Raw genomic sequence first — 19,505 nt, 5'->3', positions numbered from 1 at the left:
GGCCCGACGCACATAGCTTTACTCAGCCTGTGCAAAGTCGGGCTTGTTCGCCTCCAGTGCCGCATGCGGCACTTCGATCAGGCGCGGGACGGAAGTGTAGAGCAACGCAACCTCCACCGTTCGGCCGGGAAAGGCCACTTCCAGCGCGGCAGCATAGGCCGCCATCTGGCGCAGCACGCCCTTGGGCACCTGTTCCAGACGTTCGGGCGGGCGGCGCGCGGTCTTGTAGTCTACCAGACGCACGCGGCCGGGCTCGACGATCAGGCGATCGATCGTGCCCGCCACCACTTGCCCGCCGACAACGGCGGCCACCGGCACTTCGGCAAGGCTCTGCGGGCCGAACAGATCGGCCCACGCGGGATTGCCCAGCACCGCCAGCGCGCTGTCCAGCATGGCCTGACGCGCCGCCTCGTCAAGATCGGCGGCGTTGCGGGCGAGCCATTGCCAGCCCGCTTCCTCACGCATGTCGGCGGAAACTTGCGGCAGGCGTTCGAGCAGCTTGTGCACCAGCGTACCACGCCGCAGGGCATCGCGGCCGGCGCCCGGCGGGAACGGCGGATCGGGCGCGTCCTCCTCGCCCAGTGCGGAGGGCGCAAGCGGGCGCGGCGGGCGCGGTTCGGCGGGGGCGACACGCTCCAGCCAGCGCGGCAGCGGCTCGCGAAGCGGCAACTGCACCGAGCGGACTTCCGGCGGCAGCGGTGCGGGCGGCGTGCCGTAATCGCAGCGCGTGCCCCAGATCGCGTCCTCCACGTCGGCCCCATCCTCGAACAGAGTGCGCAGGCGGGCGAACCAGCTCTTTTCGGCCGGGCCGTCCTTGTCGCGCTTGCCCAGCGCACCGCCGACGAACAGCGCTTCCTCGGCGCGGGTCATGGCGACGTAGAGCAGGCGCCAGTGTTCCTGCTCGTCCCCTTCGCGGTTTTCGGCGATCTGCGCGGCGATGCGGCCGGCCTTCTCGTCCTTCGACAGCGGCGGCAGCGGCACCTTGCGGCGCGCCTCGCGCGGGTCGGCGAGTTCGAAACCGCGCTCCCGCGCCGCTTCGGGATTGCCGGTGGCGTCGGCAAGGATGACGATCGGCGCCTGCAGGCCCTTCGATCCATGCGCGGTCATCACGCGGACAAGCCCCTGCGCGGCATCGGCCTCTCGCTTCAGCTCACCGTCGCCCGCGTCGAACCACGCGAGGAAGCCGGCAAGGCTGGGCGTGTCGGTCATGACGTAGGCTTGCGCGGCGTTGACCAGTTCGTCGATCGGGTCGTTGGCCTCGCTGCCCAGTCGCGCGATCAGCTTGCGCCGCGCCTGCCACGGGCCGACCAGCAGCCAGTGCAGCATGGCCTGCGGCGGCGCATAATCGGCCCGTGCCAGCAGTTCGCCCAGTTGCTCCATGGCCACGCCGATTTCAGGGCCGGATTGCGTGCGCAAATGATCCCACAGGCGCACGCCCTTCGCACGGTGCCCGAAGCGCAGCAATTGCTCCTGACTCCAGCCCACCAGCGGCGAGACGAGCAGGCTGGCGAGCGTCAGGTCGTCGAGCGGCTGCACCGCAAAGCGCAGCGCGGCGATCAGGTCCTTCACCGCCAGCGGCGCGCCCAGACGCAGGCGGTCGACGCCCGCCACCGGAACGCCCGCCGCATGGAGGCGCGCGACGATCAGCCCGGCCAGTTCCTTGCGCTGGCGCACCAGCACCATGATGTCGCCCGCTCCGGCGCGGCGCGGTTTGCCCTTGTGGAGCGCGAAGCCGGGGCCGCTTTCGTCCAGCCATTCGCGCACCTGACGGGCGATGCGCTCCGCCATCTGGCGGTCCGGGCGGGAGAGCCAGTTGGGCTGCGCTCCATCGGCGTCGTCGGTGTCGAGGGGCTCTTCCTCCTCCACTTCCTCGGCCACCGGTTGCCACAGCGCAACGTAGCCGGGGCGTTCCTGCCCAACGTGGCGCTCGGCCGGACGGTCGAGACCGAAGTTGCCATGGCCGATGCCGCCAATGGCCTCGTCCACGAAATCGAGCACTTTCTGTGCGGTGCGGAAGCTGCGATCGAGCCCGAGTTCGACGAGGCGGCGCGGCATGATCGCGCTCCGCAGCATGTCGGCATTGTCCGCCGCATCGTCCATCATGCCGCGCACGCGTTCCGCCGCGCGGCGGAAGTTTTCCGGGCTGGTACCCTGAAAGCGGAAGATCGCCTGCTTGTAATCGCCCACCACGAAGAGCGTGCGCATCAGATCAGAGCGCTGCCCTTCTCCGGCCCAGAACTCCTCCGCCATGGCGAAGACGATGTCCCACTGCGCAGCATTGGTATCCTGCGCTTCGTCGACCAAGATATGATCGAAACGACGGTCCAGCTTGTAACGGATCCAGTCGGCCGAAGCCTGCCCGCGCAGCAGATCGGCGGCGCGGCGGATCTGGTCGTCGAAGTCGATCAGGCCTTCGCGCTGCTTCGCCTCGTCCCAGGCGATGGCGAAGGCGCGGCCAAGACGCAGCGCGGGCACCAGCCGGTCGGCCAGCCCCAGCATCGCCTTCACTTCACGGATGCGGACCAGACACTCGCCCACGCGCGATGCATAGCCTTCGTAATCGGGCTCGAATTTTGCAAGGTTCTTGGCGTTGCGGACCGCATCGTCCTTGGTGAACAGCGCGGCGTAAAGGTCCTCCACCTGCTCCGCGCGCTTGGCGGGCGAATGCATGAGCCAGGGCACCAGCACGTCGGTCGCCTTGTGCGCGGTGGCGGTGTTCCACTCGGCCAGCACCTCGCAGCAGCGGCGCAGCGAACGGACGTCGAACTGATCGTCCGCGCACATGGCCGCCAGCATGTCCTCACCGGCATCGGCGGGCAGCCCCAGCAAGCGCAGCACATGATCGCGCATGTCGCCCGCCTGCCATGATCCCGGCCCGAACCACGCCTCCCGCGCCGAAGCGCAGCGTAGCAGGAAGTCCATCACCGAGTCCGGGCCATGCCGCAGCGAAAGCTGGGCGATGGCGCGCAGCAAGTGCGTGTCGCCCAGCGCGGCGTGTTCCGCCTCCACCAGCAGATCGGCCAGCACCTGCCGCGCCAGCAAAGTGCGCTCGCGGTCCTCCATCGGGCGGGTGCCGGGAACCAGTCCGGCCTCCAGCGGGAACGTCGCCAGCAGCCACTGCGAGAACGCGTGGATGGTATCGATCCGCAGCCCCCCGCCGGGGCAATCGAGCACGGCGGCAAACAACGTGCGCGCCCGCGCCATCGTTTCGGGATCGGTGGGCGCACCGATGGCATCAAGGCGCAGGAACAGCTGCGTCTCTTCCAGACGCACCCATTCGGCCAGCGTCCCGTTGATACGCGCGGCCATTTCGGTGGCGCCGGCCTTGGTGAAGGTGAGGCACAGGACCTGCGAAGGCGAAACGCCCTCCTGCAGCAAAAGCCGCAGCACGCGCGAGGACAGAACCTGCGTCTTGCCGGTGCCCGCCGATGCGGAAAGCCACACGCTGTCACGCGGATCGACTGCGCGCATCTGGTTGCCGTGCAGCGGATGGACGGTTGCCGGGCCGCTCATGCGCCCTCTCCCGTCTTGAGTTCAGATCTGCCTCCCAGCGAGGTGATCCACTCATCCAGCCGCATCAGCTGATCGTAGTCGGCATAGGAACCCAGTTCCGGATTGAGCCTTGCCGTGAACGGCTCGGTGCCGAGGATCCAGCGGTCCAGCGCGTCGTTCAAATAGTCCTCGGTATGCGGCATGAACTCATCGGGCAGCACGCCGGTGCGCTTGCTGCCTTCCTTGATCGGCGTGGTGGTGTAGCCGATGGTGTCCTTGTTCTTGGCCATCGACCAATATTCGAACGCCTCCGCCTCGCCGTGGATCACCTTGTCATCCAGATCCTTGAACCCGCCCGCCTCGGCAATCATCGCGACAAGGCCAAGCTGCAGCGCAAAGCCCTCTTCCACGCGGCGCGTCGTCGGCGGGGAGCCGGTCTTGTAGTCCACCACCCCCAGCTTTGCGTCCGCCAGACGGTCGATGCGGTCGGCCCGGCCGTGAACCTTGATGCCGCGATACTCCATGCCGCCCTTCGCCTCCGTGGCGATGACGCGGCGGCCATGGGTCTTGTGCGCCAGCACGAGATCGCGGAACGTATCGAGCGCCGCGGACAGACGCGGCCACCAGAGCGCGCGCATCAGCGGATGGGCGTTCTTCTCCACCAAGACTTGCTGCGCGATTGTGTGCAGCCCGTCGACAGGCTCACCCGCGCGGTGCCAGCGCTCCATGACGAGGTGCGCAACTTCGCCCTTCCACGCCGCGCTCGGCTCCGCATCCAGTGCATCGAGGCGCGAGAGGCCGAGAATGGCATTGGCATAGAATTCGTAAGGATCGCCGCGCAAACGGTCGAGCCCGGTGACCGAAAGATCTACCCGGCGCTGTTCCGCGCTGGGCATCGGCTGCGGGCGCGGATGCGCGGGAACCGGGGTGGCATCGTCGATCATGCGCGCAAGGTGCAGCGCCTCGGTCTCAACATGGCGCTCCGCCTGTTCGCCCAACAGCGCCTTGACACGCAGCACGAAGCGCGAGGGGATGACCGGGCCCCCCGCATCGCGCAAAGCCCAGCTGAGCACCACTTCGGGCGCGCCCAATGCTGCGGCAAGGTCATGTGCAGCAAGGCCGATGCGGAAGTCCGCCCCCGGCACACCCAGCGCGCGCAGCACGGCGGGCGGCAGCAGCGCGTCCTGCGAGGGAGAGGCAGGCCAGGTGCCCTCCACCAGCCCGCCGCAGATGACCAGATCGGCGCGGCTCATGCGCGCTTCCAGCAAGCCGTAGATCGATACGCGCGGGTGGCCGCCCCACGGCGGACGCACCGCCGCACGGTCCATCACATCGCGCAGCGTGGCGTGAAGTTCACGCGGATCGAACAGCGTGCCGGCCGAGGCGGCGGCGGCGCGCAGTTCCTCCACCATGGCACTGAGCGAGCGCCCGTCCGCGCCGGACCAGATCGCCTCTCCGCAAAGCAATTCGGCGGCATCGGCCAGCTTGCCCAGCATCAACTCAAGCGGATCGCCCTCTTCCAAAGCGAAGAGCGGCGCCAGCACGGCCTCGACCTCGGCCCACCATTCGCCGAGTTTGCGCGCTTCCGCGATCTCCGCCAGCGCGGCGAGGCCGCCACCGGGGCGCGGCCCGCGCAAGTCCCGGTCCAGCTTGCGGGCCGATTCCAGCCAGCGCGCGCGGCCTTCGCCCGCGCCGGCAAGCGGATGAACCAGCAGCGCGATCAGCGGCACCGGCGCTGCCTGATCGGCCATGACTTCGGCCAGCAGCAGCATCAGACGACCTGCAGCAGTCTGAGACAGCGGCAAACCGGCAGTGTCGTCGGCGGCAATGCCCCAGCGCGTGAGGTGCGCGACGACGCGCGCGGCAAGGCCGCGATCCGGGGTGATGACCGCCACCCGCCGCTCGGGCACTTCCAGCGCCTGACGCACGAGAATGGCGATGGCCTGCGCTTCCTGTTCGGGATGCGCGCTTTCCATCAGCCGCACGCCGGGCAGGCGGCGCTGCTCCGCCTCCAGCGCCACCCACGTCGTGGAGGCCTGCGGCGGCAGGAACAGGTTGGAGATCACCGTGCTGCGCGAAGGCGGCGAAGCGCCGGGGCCGGAGCGGTGCCACGCCGCCACTTCATCGCGACCGATTCCCATGCGGTTCAGCAGCAGCTTCAGGTGATATTGCGGGTGCGTCACCGCGTCATGCGCGCCGAACGGCGGGTCCTCGGGCTCTGCCGGATTGCCGGCCGTGCCAAGTTCCTCCCACACATCCTGCGGCAGCGAGAGGTCGAAGTCCGGCAGCACTACGCTGCCTTCGGGCAGTTCGCTCACCACGCGCAGCAATTTCGCCAGCGCGGGGGACGCACTGGTAACGCCGGCCGCAACGATCGGGAAGGCGGGCGGGGCGGCGCGCCATTCGCGGGCGGCGTGCTCGAACAGCTGGTTGCGGCGTTCGGGCGCGTCGATCTCTCCGCGCGTCGCGAGTTCCGCCAGCCAGTATTGCTGCACTTTCAGGAAGGTACGGGTGTTGTCGGTCCAGTGGCTGGCCAGTTCGCCGACCACGCCGATCACGCGTTCGCTCATCAGGTCGAGCGGGGCAATGCCCTCGACCAGCAGGCGGTCCATCGTCCGGCCCAGTTCCCAGGCGCGGCGCAACAAGGCGGCACCCTTCCCTGCAGCATCGCCATCGACTTCGCGCAAGTAATGGGCGAGCCGCAGCCAGCGGCGGGTGGGATCGGCAGCAGGCGCGATGTCGGCCGCACCCAGCGGATCGAGCAGCGGGCCCAGCGTCTCGTCGAGATCCAGATCGCCCACTACGACCATGCGCGGCAGCAGCAGGCCAGGCGTTTCGACAGTGCCGGCATGGCGCACGAACGCCTCCGTCACCGTGCGAACGGCACGGCGGCTGGGCAGCAGCAGTGTCAGCCGGGCAAGGCCAAGCTCCCCCTGCCCGTAACGCGGGGCAAGCCCGGCCACGAGGGCATCGGCGAACCCGCGATGAGCAGCAATCGAGTAGACTTTCGGCCCGCCCCTATCAGGCACGGGTCAGCCATTCCTCAGTGGGTTTGATCATGTCCGGCGAGCCGACTTCGAACCACAACCCGGTATGGACGATGCCGAACAGTCGGCCCTCCTCGATCGCGCGGGTCCACAGGAGGTTCGTGGAGAACGGGCCTTCCGGCGCGTCGCGGAGCAGACGCTTGGATACGAGCTGGATGCCCGAATAGATGAACGGGGCGACATAGCCGCGTTTGCGGCGGATGACGCGGCCCATGGTATCGACGTGGAAGTCGCCCTCCCCCCGGTAATTCATCGCGCGCGGATGCGGCACCAGCAGCAGCAGCGCGTCCATCGCGTCCTCATCCCACGCCAGCGAGAGTTCGTGGAACACGTCCTCCGGCCCGTCGAGCCAGATGTTGTCGCTGTTGAGGCAGAAGAAGGTGTCCGGCAGCAGCGGCGCGGCCTTGACCATGCCGCCCCCGGTTTCGAGCAGCTGCTCGCGCTCGTCGGAAACGGTGATTTCCGGCCCCTTGCGGCGAACCTTCAGGTGGCCCTCCAGCGCATCGGCAAGGTAGTGGACGTTGACCACGGCCTTGGTGACACCGGTCGTTTCCAGCTTGTCCAGCGTATGGTCGATCAGCGACTTGCCCGCCACGCGCACCAGCGGCTTGGGCTGGGTGGCCGTCAGCGGGCGCATCCGCTTGCCGATGCCGGCGGAAAGCACCATCGCCGTATCGCTGGCGAGCGGGTTCTGGTTCATGCCGTGAAGCTCCCGCCATTGGCCGCGCGCAGTTCGTCGGGCACGTTGGCATCGAACCAGCGCGCCACCGGCTCCAGCGCCGGGTGGGCGAGATCGCGCTCCAGCTGGGCCCAGACGCGCGGGATCAGGTCGAGGTAGCGCGGCTTACCGTCACGCTTGAACAGGCGCACGAAAATGCCGACGATCTTGGTGTTCCGCTGCGCGCCAAGGCGGGCGTAATCGGCCAGGAAGGTTTCCGCATCGACGCCGGTCGCGCGCAGATAGTGGTCGAACATCTCCGCCTCAAGCTCGGGCGAAACGTCGCGGCGGGCGTCCTGCAGCAGCGAGACGAGGTCATAGGCGGGGTGGCCGACCAGCGCGTCCTGAAAGTCCAGCAGGCCCTGCTTTTCCAGCGCGCCGAGCAGCATGATATTTTCGGCATGATAGTCGCGCAGCACGGTGACGCCGGGGCGCTGGCGGGGCAGCATCTCACCCAGCACGCTTTCCCATGCGGCCGTGAAACCGGCGGCGTCGACGTAGAGGTTCTGCGCGGGCGCATACCATTCGAGGAACAGGCGCACCTCGCGCTGATACTCGCTCATCGAATAGTCGAGGAACGGCCCGGGCGGCAGCTTGTGAAGCTGCACCAGCGCATCGACGGCGCCGCGATAGATCGCGCGCTCGTCGTCCGGCCACTGGTCGATATAGTCGCGCATGCGCGCATCGCCGAAATCTTCCATCAGCACCAGCCCGCGATCGGCGCGTTCGGCCAGAATGCGCGGCGGGCGCATGCCGTTCGCGTCGAGCCAGCGCGCGGCGCGCAGGAAGGGCTGCGGATCCTCGGTCGGCGGCGGCGCGTCCATCAGCATCGCGCATTCGCCGTGCGATCCGCGCACCCGAAAATAGCGACGGAAGGATGCGTCACCGACCAGCGGTTCGACAGTGGCGCCGTGCCAGCCGGCATCGGCAAGGAAAGGCTCAAGGCCCTCGGGGAGGTTAGCGGGAATCGTGCTCATTTCGGGATTCGCCCTACCCAATCCGTCCCCGCTTCGACAATGGCGATCCGCCCCTCTTCCGCAACTTCCAACGTAATCGAGAGGCAGCCCGGCTCATGCGTGAAACCGCCGGCGTGATCGGGCCACTCCGCGATCAGCGCGGCGCCCTGCCGATAGTCGTCCAGCCCGATCTCGTCCGCCTCCGACGGATGGGCAAGGCGATAGAAATCGGCATGGACCAGCGGCAAGCGCACAGCAGGCGGGTCGTAGACTTCGACGATGGCGAAACTGGGCGACGGCACTTCGCCCTCATGCCCCAGCCCGGCGATGATCGCGCGGGCCAGCGTGGTCTTTCCCGCGCCCAGCCCCCCTTCCAGCGCCACCACGTCATCGGCACGCAAAACATCGGCAATGGCGCGGCCGAAACGGTCCATCGCCGCCAGGTCCGGAAGCGCGATCTTCATTCGGGCAACTCCACCACGGCACTGGTCCCCTTGCCGCGCTCCGAAACGAGGCGCAGCGCGCCGCCGTGCGCCTCCACCAATTGGCGCGCGAGCGGCAGACCAAGGCCTTGGCTGCGCTCCACGCTCTTGCCGTCAGCGCTTTGCTTCATGCCGTCCAGCGCCAGCGCGAGGCTGCGGCTGTCCATGCCCTGCCCGCGATCCTGCACGAGTATCTGCACCACATCCTCACCTTCGGACGACTTGCGCCGCGCCATCTGCACGAGGACGCGCTGCCCCCGCGGCGAGGCGGCGATGGCATTGTCGACAAGGTGGCCGACCGCGCGGGCAAGGCGGCGACGGTCCCCCTGGAACGGCCGCAACAATCCGTCCGCACGCAGATCGAGCACCAGCCCGGCGCGTTCGAGGCGGGCTGAGCGCTCCTCCACCACGGCCCGGATGAAGGGCATCGGGTCAATCTCTTCCTTCTTGAGCGGCAGCAGGCCGGCCTCGCTCTGCGAAAGGTCGAGCAGGCTGTCGATATGCTCACCAAGCTGGTCGACCGAGGCGAGGATGGCGGCGACATATTCGTGCCCGCCGGGGTTGAGATCACCGCCCACGCCCGCTTCCAGCAGTTCGGCGAAACCGCCGATGGAGGTGAGCGGGGTGCGCAGTTCGTAGCTGATCTTGGCCAGGAAGCGCGTCTTGATCGCGTCCGCCTCGATCAGCGCCTCGTTGCTTTCGCGCAGCGCGGCTTCGGCCTTCTGCGAATCCGTGATGTCCAGCACCGCCAGCAGGCCATTGCCGTCCGGCAGCGGTACGCCCGCATATTCCAGCATCCGCCCGTCCGCCAAGGCGATGCGACCGCCCTTGTGCGAACGGTCGAGCGCGGCAGCGCGCACGGCGCCGCCGACCACCTCGGCCTCCGCCGGGCGCTTGAGGCGCGGGGCGATCTTCTTGAGCAGCGCCTCGACATGCGGGTGGGTGTCCAGGAAGTCGCTCTCCAGGCCCCAGTCGGCGGCGAACCGGCGATTCCAGAGCTGCACGCGGCCATCGGGCGCGAAGACGGCCACCGATTCGTAAAGACTGTCGAACATCGCCGTCCGCGTGCGCAGCAGCGTGTCGCGCACGGCCGAGAGACGCAATTGCTCGGTGCGATCCTCGGCAATCAGCAGCAAGCCGGCATCGGGCAGCGGCTGGGCGACGATGCGCAAGTGGGTACCATCGGACAGCGTCCAGGCTTCCTCATGGCTTTCGCTGGAGGCGAACCAGGCGCCCTTCTCGCGCCGCCATGCGGGGAAGTCGCGCACTTCGGGAACCCGCTGGGCGTCACGCGCGGCATCGAGCAGGCGTTCGAACACCGGCGGATCCTGCAGTGCCTTCTGGTCCAGCTTGAACAGGCGCTGGAACGGCTGGTTGGCGAAGCTGAGCCGCTTGCGACCATCGAACTGCGCAACCCCGGCCGAAAGCTGATCGAGCAAGGCGCGCTGCGCATCGCGAAACGCGCGGAACGAGCGCGACATTTCCTCAAGGTCTTCGATGTCCACCGCGTAACCGGCAACGCCATCCTCGCCCAGCGGCAGATCGCTGACGCGCATGGCGCGGCGCTGGCCGTCGATCGTGGTGGAGACGATGCGCTGGATCGGCGCGCCCTTCTGCGCGGCAATGCGCGCCACTTGCGAGGGGCTGACGCCGTCGACGATCTCCACCAGTTCGGTGCCGGCCGCCACAACGCCCTGCGCGCTTTCGCCCCCGACAGCCGTGACATAGGCGGAATTCACCAGCTGAAGTTCGCCGTCCGGGCGGCGGAACCACATCGGCATCGGCGCGGCCTCGATCAGCGAGACCAGCGCGGTGAAATCGCCCCGAGCGCGGGCGGCTTCGTCACGCAGGCGAACGAGTTCGCCTTCGCTGTCCGAAAAGTCGAAGAGCCAGACCAGCGCCGCCCCGCCGGGCGAGACCTGCGGATCGGCCAGATGTCCGCGCAGCGCCAGCGAACGGGCGGAATTGCGCGGAGTGACCACCATGCGGAACGGCGCGGCGCTCTTCTGCACGCGGCGCACTGCCTCGGTCAGTTCGGCCAGCTTGTCGGCAGGCAAACCGCGATCGCCGCCGTCCAGTTCGGAAAGAAACTGCGGCACCGTCTCGAAACCCAGCCACTGCGCGACGCGCGGCGGGCCTTCGATGCGGCCGTCGGAGCGGACCAGCAGCGGAATCGCCGGCGATTCCTCCACCATGCGGGCAAGGCGCCGGGCGGAGCGAAGCTGCGCTTCCGCGCGCTTCTGGCGGCCTCTTGCGGATAGCACCGCCCAGGCTGCCGCCAGCATCCATGCGGCGAGGAGCAGCCCGATGATAAGGGGTACGAAGCGTTCGTGATCCATTAGCCTCTGGCTATGCTGTCCCGGGGCCACAAAGACAATGGGGAGAGTACCGCAGTGCCGGTACTCTCCCCATGTTGTTCGCGGGTTAGATGCAGTCTTCCGCGTTTCTTTTCTTCGTCATCCCCGCGAAGGCGGGGATCCCGCTTGTTGTGCGGGCCGAGAGAAGAAAAGCGGGGTCCCCGCTTTCGCGGGGACGACGGGGTTCGAGGATGAGACTCCAGAGCCGCACCCCAAACCCCAGACCAAATCAGTAGCGGTAGTGGTCCGGCTTGAACGGACCGGCTTCTGGCACACCGATGTAGTCGGCCTGCTTCTTCGAAAGCTTGGTGAGCTTCACGCCCAGCTTTTCGAGGTGCAGCGCGGCGACCTTTTCGTCGAGGTGCTTGGGCAGCACGTAGACCTTGTTCTCGTACTCGTCGTTCTTGGTGAAGAGTTCGATCTGCGCGAGCGTCTGGTTGGTGAAGCTGGACGACATGACGAAGCTGGGGTGGCCGGTGGCGCAGCCCAGGTTCACCAGACGACCCTTGGCCAGCACGATGATCTGCTTTCCGTCCGGGAAGGTGACGAGGTCCGTACCGGCCTTCACTTCCTTCCAGTCGTAGTTGTCGAGCGCCGAGATCTGGATCTCGCTGTCGAAGTGGCCGATATTGCAGACGATCGCCTTGTCGCGCATGGCTTCCATGTGCTCGCCGGTGATCACGGCTTCGTTGCCGGTGGCGGTGACGAAGATGTCGCAACGCTTCACGGCGTCTTCCATGGTGACGACTTCATAGCCTTCCATGGCGGCCTGCAGGGCGCAGATCGGGTCGATTTCGGTGACCATCACGCGGGCGCCGCCGTTGCGGAGCGAAGCGGCCGAACCCTTGCCGACGTCGCCGAAGCCGGCAACGCAGGCAACCTTGCCGGCCAGCATCACGTCGGTGGCGCGACGGATCGCGTCGACCAGCGATTCCTTGCAGCCATAGAGGTTGTCGAACTTCGACTTGGTGACCGAATCGTTCACGTTGATCGCGGGGAACGGCAGCTTGCCATCCTTGGCGAGGTGATAGAGACGGTGCACGCCAGTGGTGGTCTCTTCCGAGACACCCTTGATGGCATTGACGGTGCGCGAGAGGTAGCCCGGCTTCGCCTTGAGGAAGGCATTGAGCGCGCGGACGAATTCGATTTCCTCGGCGTTCGAGGGTTCGAACAGCGGCTCGCCGGCTTCGACGCGGGCGCCCCAGAGCGCGAACATGGTGGCGTCGCCACCGTCGTCCAGGATCATGTTGCAGGTGAGGTCGGGGTTACCCTCGCTCGACCAGTCGAAGATGCGGCCCACATAGTCCCAGTACTCGGCCAGGCTCTCGCCCTTGATGGCGTAGACGGGGATGTCGCGCGCGGCGATGGCGGCGGCGGCGTGGTCCTGCGTGGAGAAGATGTTGCAGGTGGCCCAGCGCACTTCGGCGCCGAGAGCGACCAGCGTCTCGATCAGCACGGCGGTCTGGATCGTCATGTGCAGCGAACCGGTGATGCGCGCGCCCTTGAGCGGCTGCGATGCGCCGAATTCCTCGCGCAGCGCCATCAGGCCGGGCATTTCGGTTTCAGCGATGGCGATCTCGGTACGGCCGAAATCGGCGAGCGAGATGTCTGCAATGGCGTAGTCGGGGGCGGTGGTCGTGGCCACGGGCGCGAACTCCTGGAAGTGTTGCCTCTGCGGCCCCCGCGCCGGAATGGCGAAGGGTGCCGCAATGGTGCGTTCCCTACCCGCTCGATCCGCCCGACGCAAATATAAAGATATCTTTATATCCGATTTTCAGAAGCGGTCGGCGCACCAATAGCGGGCACGAGAAAGGGGCGGGAGATCGCATTCCCCCGCCCCTTCCCTGCTTCAACCCAAAGCTATTTACGCGAGATCGAAGCGATCGGCGTTCATCACCTTCACCCAGGCTGCCACGAAGTCGCGCACGAACTTCTGGCCTGCATCGGCGGCGGCATAGACTTCGCTGAGTGCGCGAAGCTGCGAGTTGGAACCGAACACAAGGTCCGTCCGCGTCGCCGTCCACTTCTGCTGGTTGCTGGCACGGTCGGTGCCGACGAAGGTTTCGTCCGCTTCCTCATCCACCTGCTTCCACGCCGTCTTCATGTCGAGCAGGTTGACGAAGAAGTCGTTGGTCAACTGCCCCTCGCGGGTCGTGAATACGCCGTCCTTCGAACCGCCGAAGTTGGCGCCCAGCACGCGCAGGCCGCCCACCAGCACGGTCATCTGCGGGGCGCTGAGGCCCATCAGTTGCGCGCGGTCCACCAGCAGTTCCTCGGTGGGAACATTGTAGGGCACCTGGATGTAGTTGCGGAAGCCATCCACGCGCGGTTCGAGAACGGCGAAACCGTGCACGTCGGTCTGTTCCTGCGTGGCGTCGACGCGGCCCGGCGTGAACGGCACTTCGATGGACGTACCGGCATCGGCGGCCGCCTTCTCGATCCCGACACTGCCGCCCAGCACGATCAGGTCGGCGATGGAGACTGACTTGCCGAACCCGGCCTTGATGCCTTCATAAACGCCAAGAACCTTGGCCAGCTTGGCCGGTTCGTTGACTTCCCAGTCCTTCTGCGGGGCCAGACGGATGCGCGCACCATTGGCGCCGCCGCGATGGTCCGACTGGCGGTAGGTCACGGCGGAGGCCCAGGCGGTAGACACCAGTTCGGCCACCGAAAGACCCGAAGCGGCGATCTTCTCCTTCAGCGCGGAGACATCCGCGGCGCCGATTGCGGGACCGTCCGCCTTGGGCAGCGGGTCCTGCCAGATGAAGTCCTCCGCCGGCACATCGGCGCCGAGGTAGCGGGCCTTCGGGCCCATGTCGCGGTGGCAGAGCTTGAACCAGGCCTTCGCGAACTGATCCTCCAGCCACGCCGGTTCGGCGCGAAAGCGTTCCAGGATCTTGCGGTATTCGGGGTCCGCCTTGAACGCCATGTCGGCCGTGGTCATCAGGGTAGGCAGGCGCCGTTCGGGACTGTGCGCGCCGGGCGCCATGTCTTCCGGCTTCTGGTTCACCGGCTGCCATTGCTGCGCGCCGGCGGGGCTGTGCACGAGTTCGTACTCGTAATCGAGCAGCATGTGCAGAAAGCTCATGTCCCACTGGGTGGGCGTGGGCGTCCAGGCGCCTTCAAGGCCGGAGGTGATCGTGTGATCGCCGAATCCGCTTTCGTGCCCGCTCAGCCAGCCAAGCCCTTGCTGCGCAATATCGGCGCCCTCCGGCTCAAGGCCGACCTTGGCGGCATCGCCCGCACCGTGGCACTTGCCGAAGGTGTGGCCACCGACAGTGAGCGCCGCCGTCTCGACATCGTCCATGCCCATGCGGGCGAACGTCTCGCGCACATCGCGCGCCGAGCCGAGCGGATCGGCATTGCCGCCGGGACCTTCGGGATTGACGTAGATCAGGCCCATCTGGATCGCCGCCAGCGGGTTTTCCAGGACCATTTCCTTGTCCGGCTGGATGCGCGTTTCGGCGCCCTGGCCCACCCATTGCTCTTCGGTGCCCCAATAGACGGCGATCTCCGGCTCGTAGACGTCCTCGCGTCCGCCGCCGAAGCCCAGCACCGGCGCGCCCATCGATTCGAAGGCGACATTGCCGGCCAGGATCATCAGGTCCGCCCAGGAAAGCTTGGCGCCGTACTTCTGCTTCACCGGCCAGAGCAGGCGGCGCGCCTTGTCCAGATTAGCATTGTCCGGCCAGGAATTGAGCGGAGCGAAGCGCTGATCGCCCTGCCCGGCGCCCCCGCGCCCGTCACCGATGCGATAAGTGCCGGCGCTGTGCCAGGCCATGCGGATCAGGAACGGGCCATAGTGCCCGTAATCCGCCGGCCACCACGGCTGGCTGTCGGTCATCAGCGCAGTAAGATCTGCCTTTACCGCAGCAAGATCGAGCGACTTGAAGGCGGTGGCATAATCGAAATCCGGATCCATCGGGCTGGGATTGGTGCCGCCCTGCTGCAGGATGTCGAGGCTTAGCTGGTTGGGCCACCAGTCACGATTGGTACGTCCGAGGAGCGATCGCACGGGTTCGCCGTGCATCGGGCAGCCACTGGTCTTCGCGTCCATGGATTTTCTCCTTGTTGGTTCCTCTTCCCGGCTGCCTTTTTTGATCCTCTTTCGGGCTTCTGGGGGGCTCACGTCATGGAATAGCCGGAGGCACGCAGACGTTTACGGATGCCGTGGAGACTTGTCGGAACAATGGCCGGAGCAAGAGACCGAAGCCGCCGGAATCGCCTGTCGATTGCGGGACATTGCCAGAATCCGCGATGCGATCAAAGGCCGCATTGTACTGAGCTTCATGCAAAATTCCGATCATCAATCGAGACGGATCAGATGAAGGAAACTATTGCAGACGATCGCGACTTGCGGATGACACAATGCCCATCAACTCGACTTGCGCAAAACACATTCCATCGCCGCAACAACAACACGCAAAAGGAAAAGGCGGGGTATTTTCCGCCTCCTGTCGCACTCGGTGGTAACTTGAGACAGGAGGCGGAAAATGACGTCCTCATGATCGGATCACTTCCGGATCTGAGGACGCACTCCCTTGCGGGCAGGCGTTCAGGGGCCTGCCGCGAAACTTTCGGAAGAGACCGCCAGCGCCCTGAGCACCCTGTCGCCGCCAATTATTACGCGGATAAGACAATCATCGCCACGATCAAGTCAAGCGCATTTAAAAACTGTTGAATAAAGTGGATGCGATTTCGCAAGAACGTGGTTTACGTCACGTAAAGTAAAACAAGCCAAGTGGGCTCTGAAAATCGCTGTCGGAAAGTTCCGCGAGAAGTAAGGGGCTGTTTGAAAAATGCCCGAAAGGGCATTTTGAGGCGGCACCGGCCCTCTAAGGCAGCACGACCTGCAGCAGCAGCAACAGGGCGCCTGCAGCCGCCGCGTAAGCAAGGCAGATCGGCACCGTGCGCGAGAGCGTTTCCCCCTCCCGCCCCACCAGTCCCACCGTCGCGGTACCGGCCACGATGTTGTGCGGCGCCATGATGTTGCCGATCGCGGAACCCACGCTTTGCCCCGCCAGCGCCAGCCCATGCGGCAGGCGAACCGCATCGGCGGCGGCAACCTGGAAGTTCGCGAAGATGATGTTCGATGCCGTTCCCGACCCGGTGACGAACGATCCCAACGCGCCCACCAACGGCACCGCCAGTGGCCATAGCCGCCCGAACAGCGTGGTCGCCCCCAGCGCGAGGGCTTCGATCAGCCCCCCATGCACCATGAAGCGCGCCAACGTCAGCACCGCCAGGAGCGCGATGGCCACCTGCGGCAACCGGCGCGCCGCCGCTACCATCGATGCCCCCACCACGCGCGGCGGGCTGCGGTGTACCGCCACCGTCACCACGAAGGCGGCGAACAGCATGGTGCCGGGGTGATAGAACGGCAGCATCACGTCACCAAAGCCGGTTCCGTACGTCCATTCCAGCCGATGCGCGCGCAAGGCGGTTCGCAGCGGATCGATCAGCCGGCTGGCGAGGATCAGTAGCACCAGCACGACATAAGGCAGACCGGCAAGCAGGATCGCCTTCCCGCCGGGGCCGGGCCGGGTCGAGGCGGACGGACCCCGCCGCAGCCAGGCTGCGAACAGCGCCCCGCCCAGCAACGCTCCGCCCAGCGTCGGCAATTCCGCCCCGGTCAGCGCCGCAATCAAGGCCGCCGCGCCGAAAAAGCAAACCGCCGCCGCCAGTGCGAGACGGCGCGCCCGGGTGGGTACGGCGGCACCGCCGGCCACACCAACCGTTGCATAGCGGACGACGAACAGCGTCATCGTCCAGCCCAGGCATGCGTGCAGCAGCAGGATTTCCAGAGACAGGCGCCGCTCATCCATGATCGCCGCTTCCAGCAGCGGCACCATCGGCGCGCCCACGGCCCCGAACGATACCCCTACCACATGCCCCAGCAGCGCCATCAACACGGCGCGCGAGGCCGGAATGCCCAGCGCCACCAGCATCGGCGCCACTATCGCGATCGGCGTACCGAAGCCTGAAGCGCCCTCCAGGAACATCGTGAAGAACCACGCCAGTAGCAGCGCCGTCGCCGCCGGATCTTCGGAGATCGAGGAAAGCCACTCCCCGATCACCACGGTTGCGCCAACGCGCGTCTGGAATTCGTGGATCGAAAGTGCAGGGAAGATGATCCAGAGGATGGTCGCCGCAGTGAATGCAGCCTCCAGGATCGGCCCGGCCAGGTCTGCCGGCGTCTCTCCGAACTGGAAGATCACCACGGCTACCACGGCGGCCGTCACTGCCGAAAACGTGCCGGCCGTTGCTGCCGACCAACGCAGCCCGATCATCAGGACCACAAGCACCAGGATGGGGAGAAGCGCGAACCCCGCCACGGGTCAGCCCCGGCGTTCGACCTGAACCGGGTAGAGCGGTACGCCGTCATCCTCGAAAGCGCTGATGTTGGCGATGGTGGTGCCGGCGATGGCGGACATCGCCTCCCGTGTGAAGAAGCCCTGATGGCCGGTTATGAGCACATTGGGAAAAGTCATCAGGCGCACGAAGACGTCGTCGCGGATCACCTGTTCGGACAAGTCCTCGAAGAACAGGTCCTCCTCTTCCTCATAGACGTCCAGCCCGACGTAACCGATCCGCCCGCTCTTCAGGCCGGAGATCACCGCGCGAGCATCCATCACCGCGCCGCGGCTGGTGTTGATCAGCATCACCCCGTGCTTCATCCGGGCGATCGCGGCGCGATCGATCAGGTGCCGCGTTTCGGGGGTGAGCGGGCAGTGCAAGGTGATGATGTCGCACGAAGCCATCAGATCCTCCACTGAAACGTAGCGACCGCCGATCGCCGTCAGCTCCGGGGTTTCGAACGGATCGCTGGCCAGCACCTCGCACCCGAAGCCTTTGAGGATGCGCGCCACGTTGATCCCGATCTTGCCGGTGCCGATCACGCCCGCGACCTTGCCCTTCAGATCGAAGCCCAGCAGACCTTCCAATGCGAAATTGCCTTCGCGCACGCGGGCATAGGCCTTGTGGATCTTGCGGTTGAGGCAGAGGATCAGGGCCACCGCATGTTCGGCGATTGCATCAGGCGAATAGGCCGGCACGCGGCCGATCTGCAGCCCAAGATCACGCGCGGCTTCCAGATCGACGTTGTTGAAACCCGCGCTGCGCAGCGCGATCAGGCGCGTGCCCTGCCCGGCCAGGATTTCCAGTTCCTCCCGCCCCAGATGGTCGTTCACGAAGGCACAGACGCAATCGTGATCGCGCGCGAGATTGGCGGTGGTGGCGTTCAGGCGGGATTCGTACCACGAAAAGCGATGCCGTCCGCCGGCCTGCTCATTGGCCAGATCCAGGAATTCACGATCGTAGGGGCGCGTGCTGAAAACGGCGATCTTCAAGCAAGTTCTCCTGAAGTCATGGGGGTTTCCAAAGGAGGCAATCCGTCACCTGACAAACCGCAGCCCCCCTGTCGGCCCCCATCTGGGTTGCCGTCGACGATATGTGCTGCGGGTGGGACGATCAGAGAGTGGGCTGCACCGCGTCGATCACCGTCAAGTGTTCCAATGGACCGGAACCGACGCGCGAATCGGTGACGAGGATCGTCGCCCCGGGCTGAATGGCCGCCTTCACCTTGTCATAGAACCCGCGCGGCAGGCGCAGGCGATTGAGCACGGCTTCGTCCACCGCATGCCCATCGTCCTCCGCGTGGCCCGGCAGGCCGACATAGACCCATTCCGGCTTCCCGTTGCGGCTGACCAAAGTGATGACGTGGCTGCCATGATCCTTGTCGTCGATGTCGGCAATGCTGCGGCCGATTTCGGTGCCGCCGCGTAGCACCACCACGCGCTGGTCAAGCTTGGAAACGATGATCGACAATGGGCCCTGCGGCTGCAGTTCGGGCTGCCAGCGATATTGCTGGCCGTCCGACAGCGGCTTGTGCTCCGTAGGGCGGCCGCGATTGTCGAAAGGGGTCAGCAGGCTGTTTTCGCTGGTGCGCATGTGGGTGGCGGCATCGCCCTCCACCACCACGGTGACGCCCAGCTTGGTGATCGTGAACAGTTCGCGCGCAAAGCCATAAGGCAGGTGCACGCAGCCATGGCTTTCGGGATAGCCCGGCAGGCCGCCAGCATGAAGCGCGACGCCATCCCACGTTAACCGCTGCTGATAGGGCATGGCGGCATTGTTGTATTTGCTGGACCGGTGCTGCGCATCCTTCTGGAGGATAGTGAACACGCCGGTGGGTGTTTCATGCCCGTCCTTGCCGCTGGACACGGTGGTGGCCGCGATCCGCACGCCATTGCGATAGACCAGTGCGATCTGCTTCGAAAGATCGACGTAGACCAGCACCGGCCCGCTGGGCGAGACAGTGGGCGCCCAGACCCATTCACCGGGCTTCAGGCCATCGATCCGCCGCGCGAATTCCGCGGGCGAGGTTGCCTTTGCGCCTTGCGCGAAGCCAGTATTCGTCCAGCACGTTGCGGCCAACACCATTGACGCGCCCA

12 protein-coding genes are annotated in these 19,505 nt (G+C 66.4%); 1 reads left to right on the top strand and 11 read right to left on the bottom strand.

From position 1 onward, the window contains the following. Positions 1-18 precede the first annotated feature (18 nt). The 8 genes from addA to katG all read right to left on the bottom strand — a co-directional run bounded on the left by addA (position 19) and on the right by katG (position 15,109). Positions 19-3,513 carry a double-strand break repair helicase AddA gene (addA, locus tag ACZ1JV_RS17065; protein WP_465152497.1) on the bottom strand — a complete coding sequence of 1,165 codons (3,495 nt, stop codon included), beginning with the start codon at positions 3,511-3,513 and terminating at the stop codon, positions 19-21. After that, positions 3,510-6,521 carry a PD-(D/E)XK nuclease family protein gene (locus ACZ1JV_RS17060; protein ID WP_465152496.1) on the bottom strand — a complete coding sequence of 1,004 codons (3,012 nt, stop codon included), beginning with the start codon at positions 6,519-6,521 and terminating at the stop codon, positions 3,510-3,512. The genes addA and ACZ1JV_RS17060 overlap by 4 nt, the downstream gene beginning before the upstream one ends. Continuing rightward, positions 6,514-7,239, bottom strand: a complete 726-nt coding sequence (locus ACZ1JV_RS17055; RefSeq protein WP_465152495.1) for a nucleotidyltransferase family protein — start codon at positions 7,237-7,239, stop codon at positions 6,514-6,516. Before ACZ1JV_RS17055 ends, ACZ1JV_RS17060 begins: the two co-directional genes overlap by 8 nt. Then, a complete protein-coding gene (locus tag ACZ1JV_RS17050; protein WP_465138291.1) occupies positions 7,236-8,234 on the bottom strand; it encodes an aminoglycoside phosphotransferase family protein in 999 nt (332 codons plus the stop codon). Before ACZ1JV_RS17050 ends, ACZ1JV_RS17055 begins: the two co-directional genes overlap by 4 nt. Continuing rightward, positions 8,231-8,677, bottom strand: a complete 447-nt coding sequence (tsaE, locus tag ACZ1JV_RS17045) for a tRNA (adenosine(37)-N6)-threonylcarbamoyltransferase complex ATPase subunit type 1 TsaE (RefSeq protein ID WP_465138290.1) — start codon at positions 8,675-8,677, stop codon at positions 8,231-8,233. Before tsaE ends, ACZ1JV_RS17050 begins: the two co-directional genes overlap by 4 nt. After that, positions 8,674-11,034 (bottom strand): sensor histidine kinase, encoded by a 2,361-nt coding sequence (locus tag ACZ1JV_RS17040; protein WP_465152494.1) that lies wholly within the window; start codon positions 11,032-11,034, stop codon positions 8,674-8,676. Before ACZ1JV_RS17040 ends, tsaE begins: the two co-directional genes overlap by 4 nt. A 247-nt stretch (positions 11,035-11,281) precedes the next feature. Further along, on the bottom strand, positions 11,282-12,697 hold the full coding sequence (ahcY, locus tag ACZ1JV_RS17035) for an adenosylhomocysteinase (RefSeq protein ID WP_465152493.1): 1,416 nt from the start codon (positions 12,695-12,697) through the stop codon (positions 11,282-11,284). A gap of 219 nt (positions 12,698-12,916) precedes the next feature. Beyond that, entirely contained in the window at positions 12,917-15,109 is a 2,193-nt protein-coding gene (gene katG, locus ACZ1JV_RS17030; RefSeq protein ID WP_465152492.1) for a catalase/peroxidase HPI, read from the bottom strand. A 267-nt stretch (positions 15,110-15,376) separates the two neighbouring features. Between katG and ACZ1JV_RS17025 the strand changes: the two genes are divergently transcribed. Continuing rightward, on the top strand, positions 15,377-15,733 hold the full coding sequence (locus ACZ1JV_RS17025) for a hypothetical protein (protein ID WP_465152491.1): 357 nt from the start codon (positions 15,377-15,379) through the stop codon (positions 15,731-15,733). Positions 15,734-15,887: 154 nt separating this feature from the next. On the opposite strand, the gene ACZ1JV_RS17020 is transcribed toward ACZ1JV_RS17025, so the two are convergent. From ACZ1JV_RS17020 to ACZ1JV_RS17010, 3 genes are all read right to left on the bottom strand, one after another. Next, positions 15,888-17,387 carry an L-lactate permease gene (locus ACZ1JV_RS17020; protein ID WP_465152490.1) on the bottom strand — a complete coding sequence of 500 codons (1,500 nt, stop codon included), beginning with the start codon at positions 17,385-17,387 and terminating at the stop codon, positions 15,888-15,890. A 3-nt stretch (positions 17,388-17,390) separates the two neighbouring features. Further along, on the bottom strand, positions 17,391-18,401 hold the full coding sequence (locus tag ACZ1JV_RS17015; protein ID WP_465152489.1) for a 2-hydroxyacid dehydrogenase: 1,011 nt from the start codon (positions 18,399-18,401) through the stop codon (positions 17,391-17,393). Between the two features lie 121 nt (positions 18,402-18,522). Beyond that, complete coding sequence (locus ACZ1JV_RS17010; protein ID WP_465152595.1) at positions 18,523-19,494, bottom strand: L,D-transpeptidase family protein; 972 nt, start codon at positions 19,492-19,494, stop codon at positions 18,523-18,525. Positions 19,495-19,505: the final 11 nt, after the last annotated feature.

It is taken from the genome of Novosphingobium sp. BL-S-19, from assembly GCF_055521675.1.
This window is presented reverse-complemented; position numbering and strand designations above follow the sequence as displayed.

Excerpts from the sequence above, each read along its gene's own strand:
- ACZ1JV_RS17050 (WP_465138291.1), bottom strand. The coding sequence starts at position 8,234 with ATGAGCACGATTCCCGCTAACCTCCCCGAGGGCCTTGAGCCTTTCCTT.
- ACZ1JV_RS17025 (WP_465152491.1), top strand. The coding sequence starts at position 15,377 with ATGAAGGAAACTATTGCAGACGATCGCGACTTGCGGATGACACAATGC.
- ACZ1JV_RS17055 (WP_465152495.1), bottom strand. The coding sequence starts at position 7,239 with ATGAACCAGAACCCGCTCGCCAGCGATACGGCGATGGTGCTTTCCGCC.
- ACZ1JV_RS17040 (WP_465152494.1), bottom strand. The coding sequence starts at position 11,034 with ATGGATCACGAACGCTTCGTACCCCTTATCATCGGGCTGCTCCTCGCC.
- tsaE (WP_465138290.1), bottom strand. The coding sequence starts at position 8,677 with ATGAAGATCGCGCTTCCGGACCTGGCGGCGATGGACCGTTTCGGCCGC.
- ACZ1JV_RS17010 (WP_465152595.1), bottom strand. The coding sequence starts at position 19,494 with ATGGTGTTGGCCGCAACGTGCTGGACGAATACTGGCTTCGCGCAAGGC.
- katG (WP_465152492.1), bottom strand. The coding sequence starts at position 15,109 with ATGGACGCGAAGACCAGTGGCTGCCCGATGCACGGCGAACCCGTGCGA.
- addA (WP_465152497.1), bottom strand. The coding sequence starts at position 3,513 with ATGAGCGGCCCGGCAACCGTCCATCCGCTGCACGGCAACCAGATGCGC.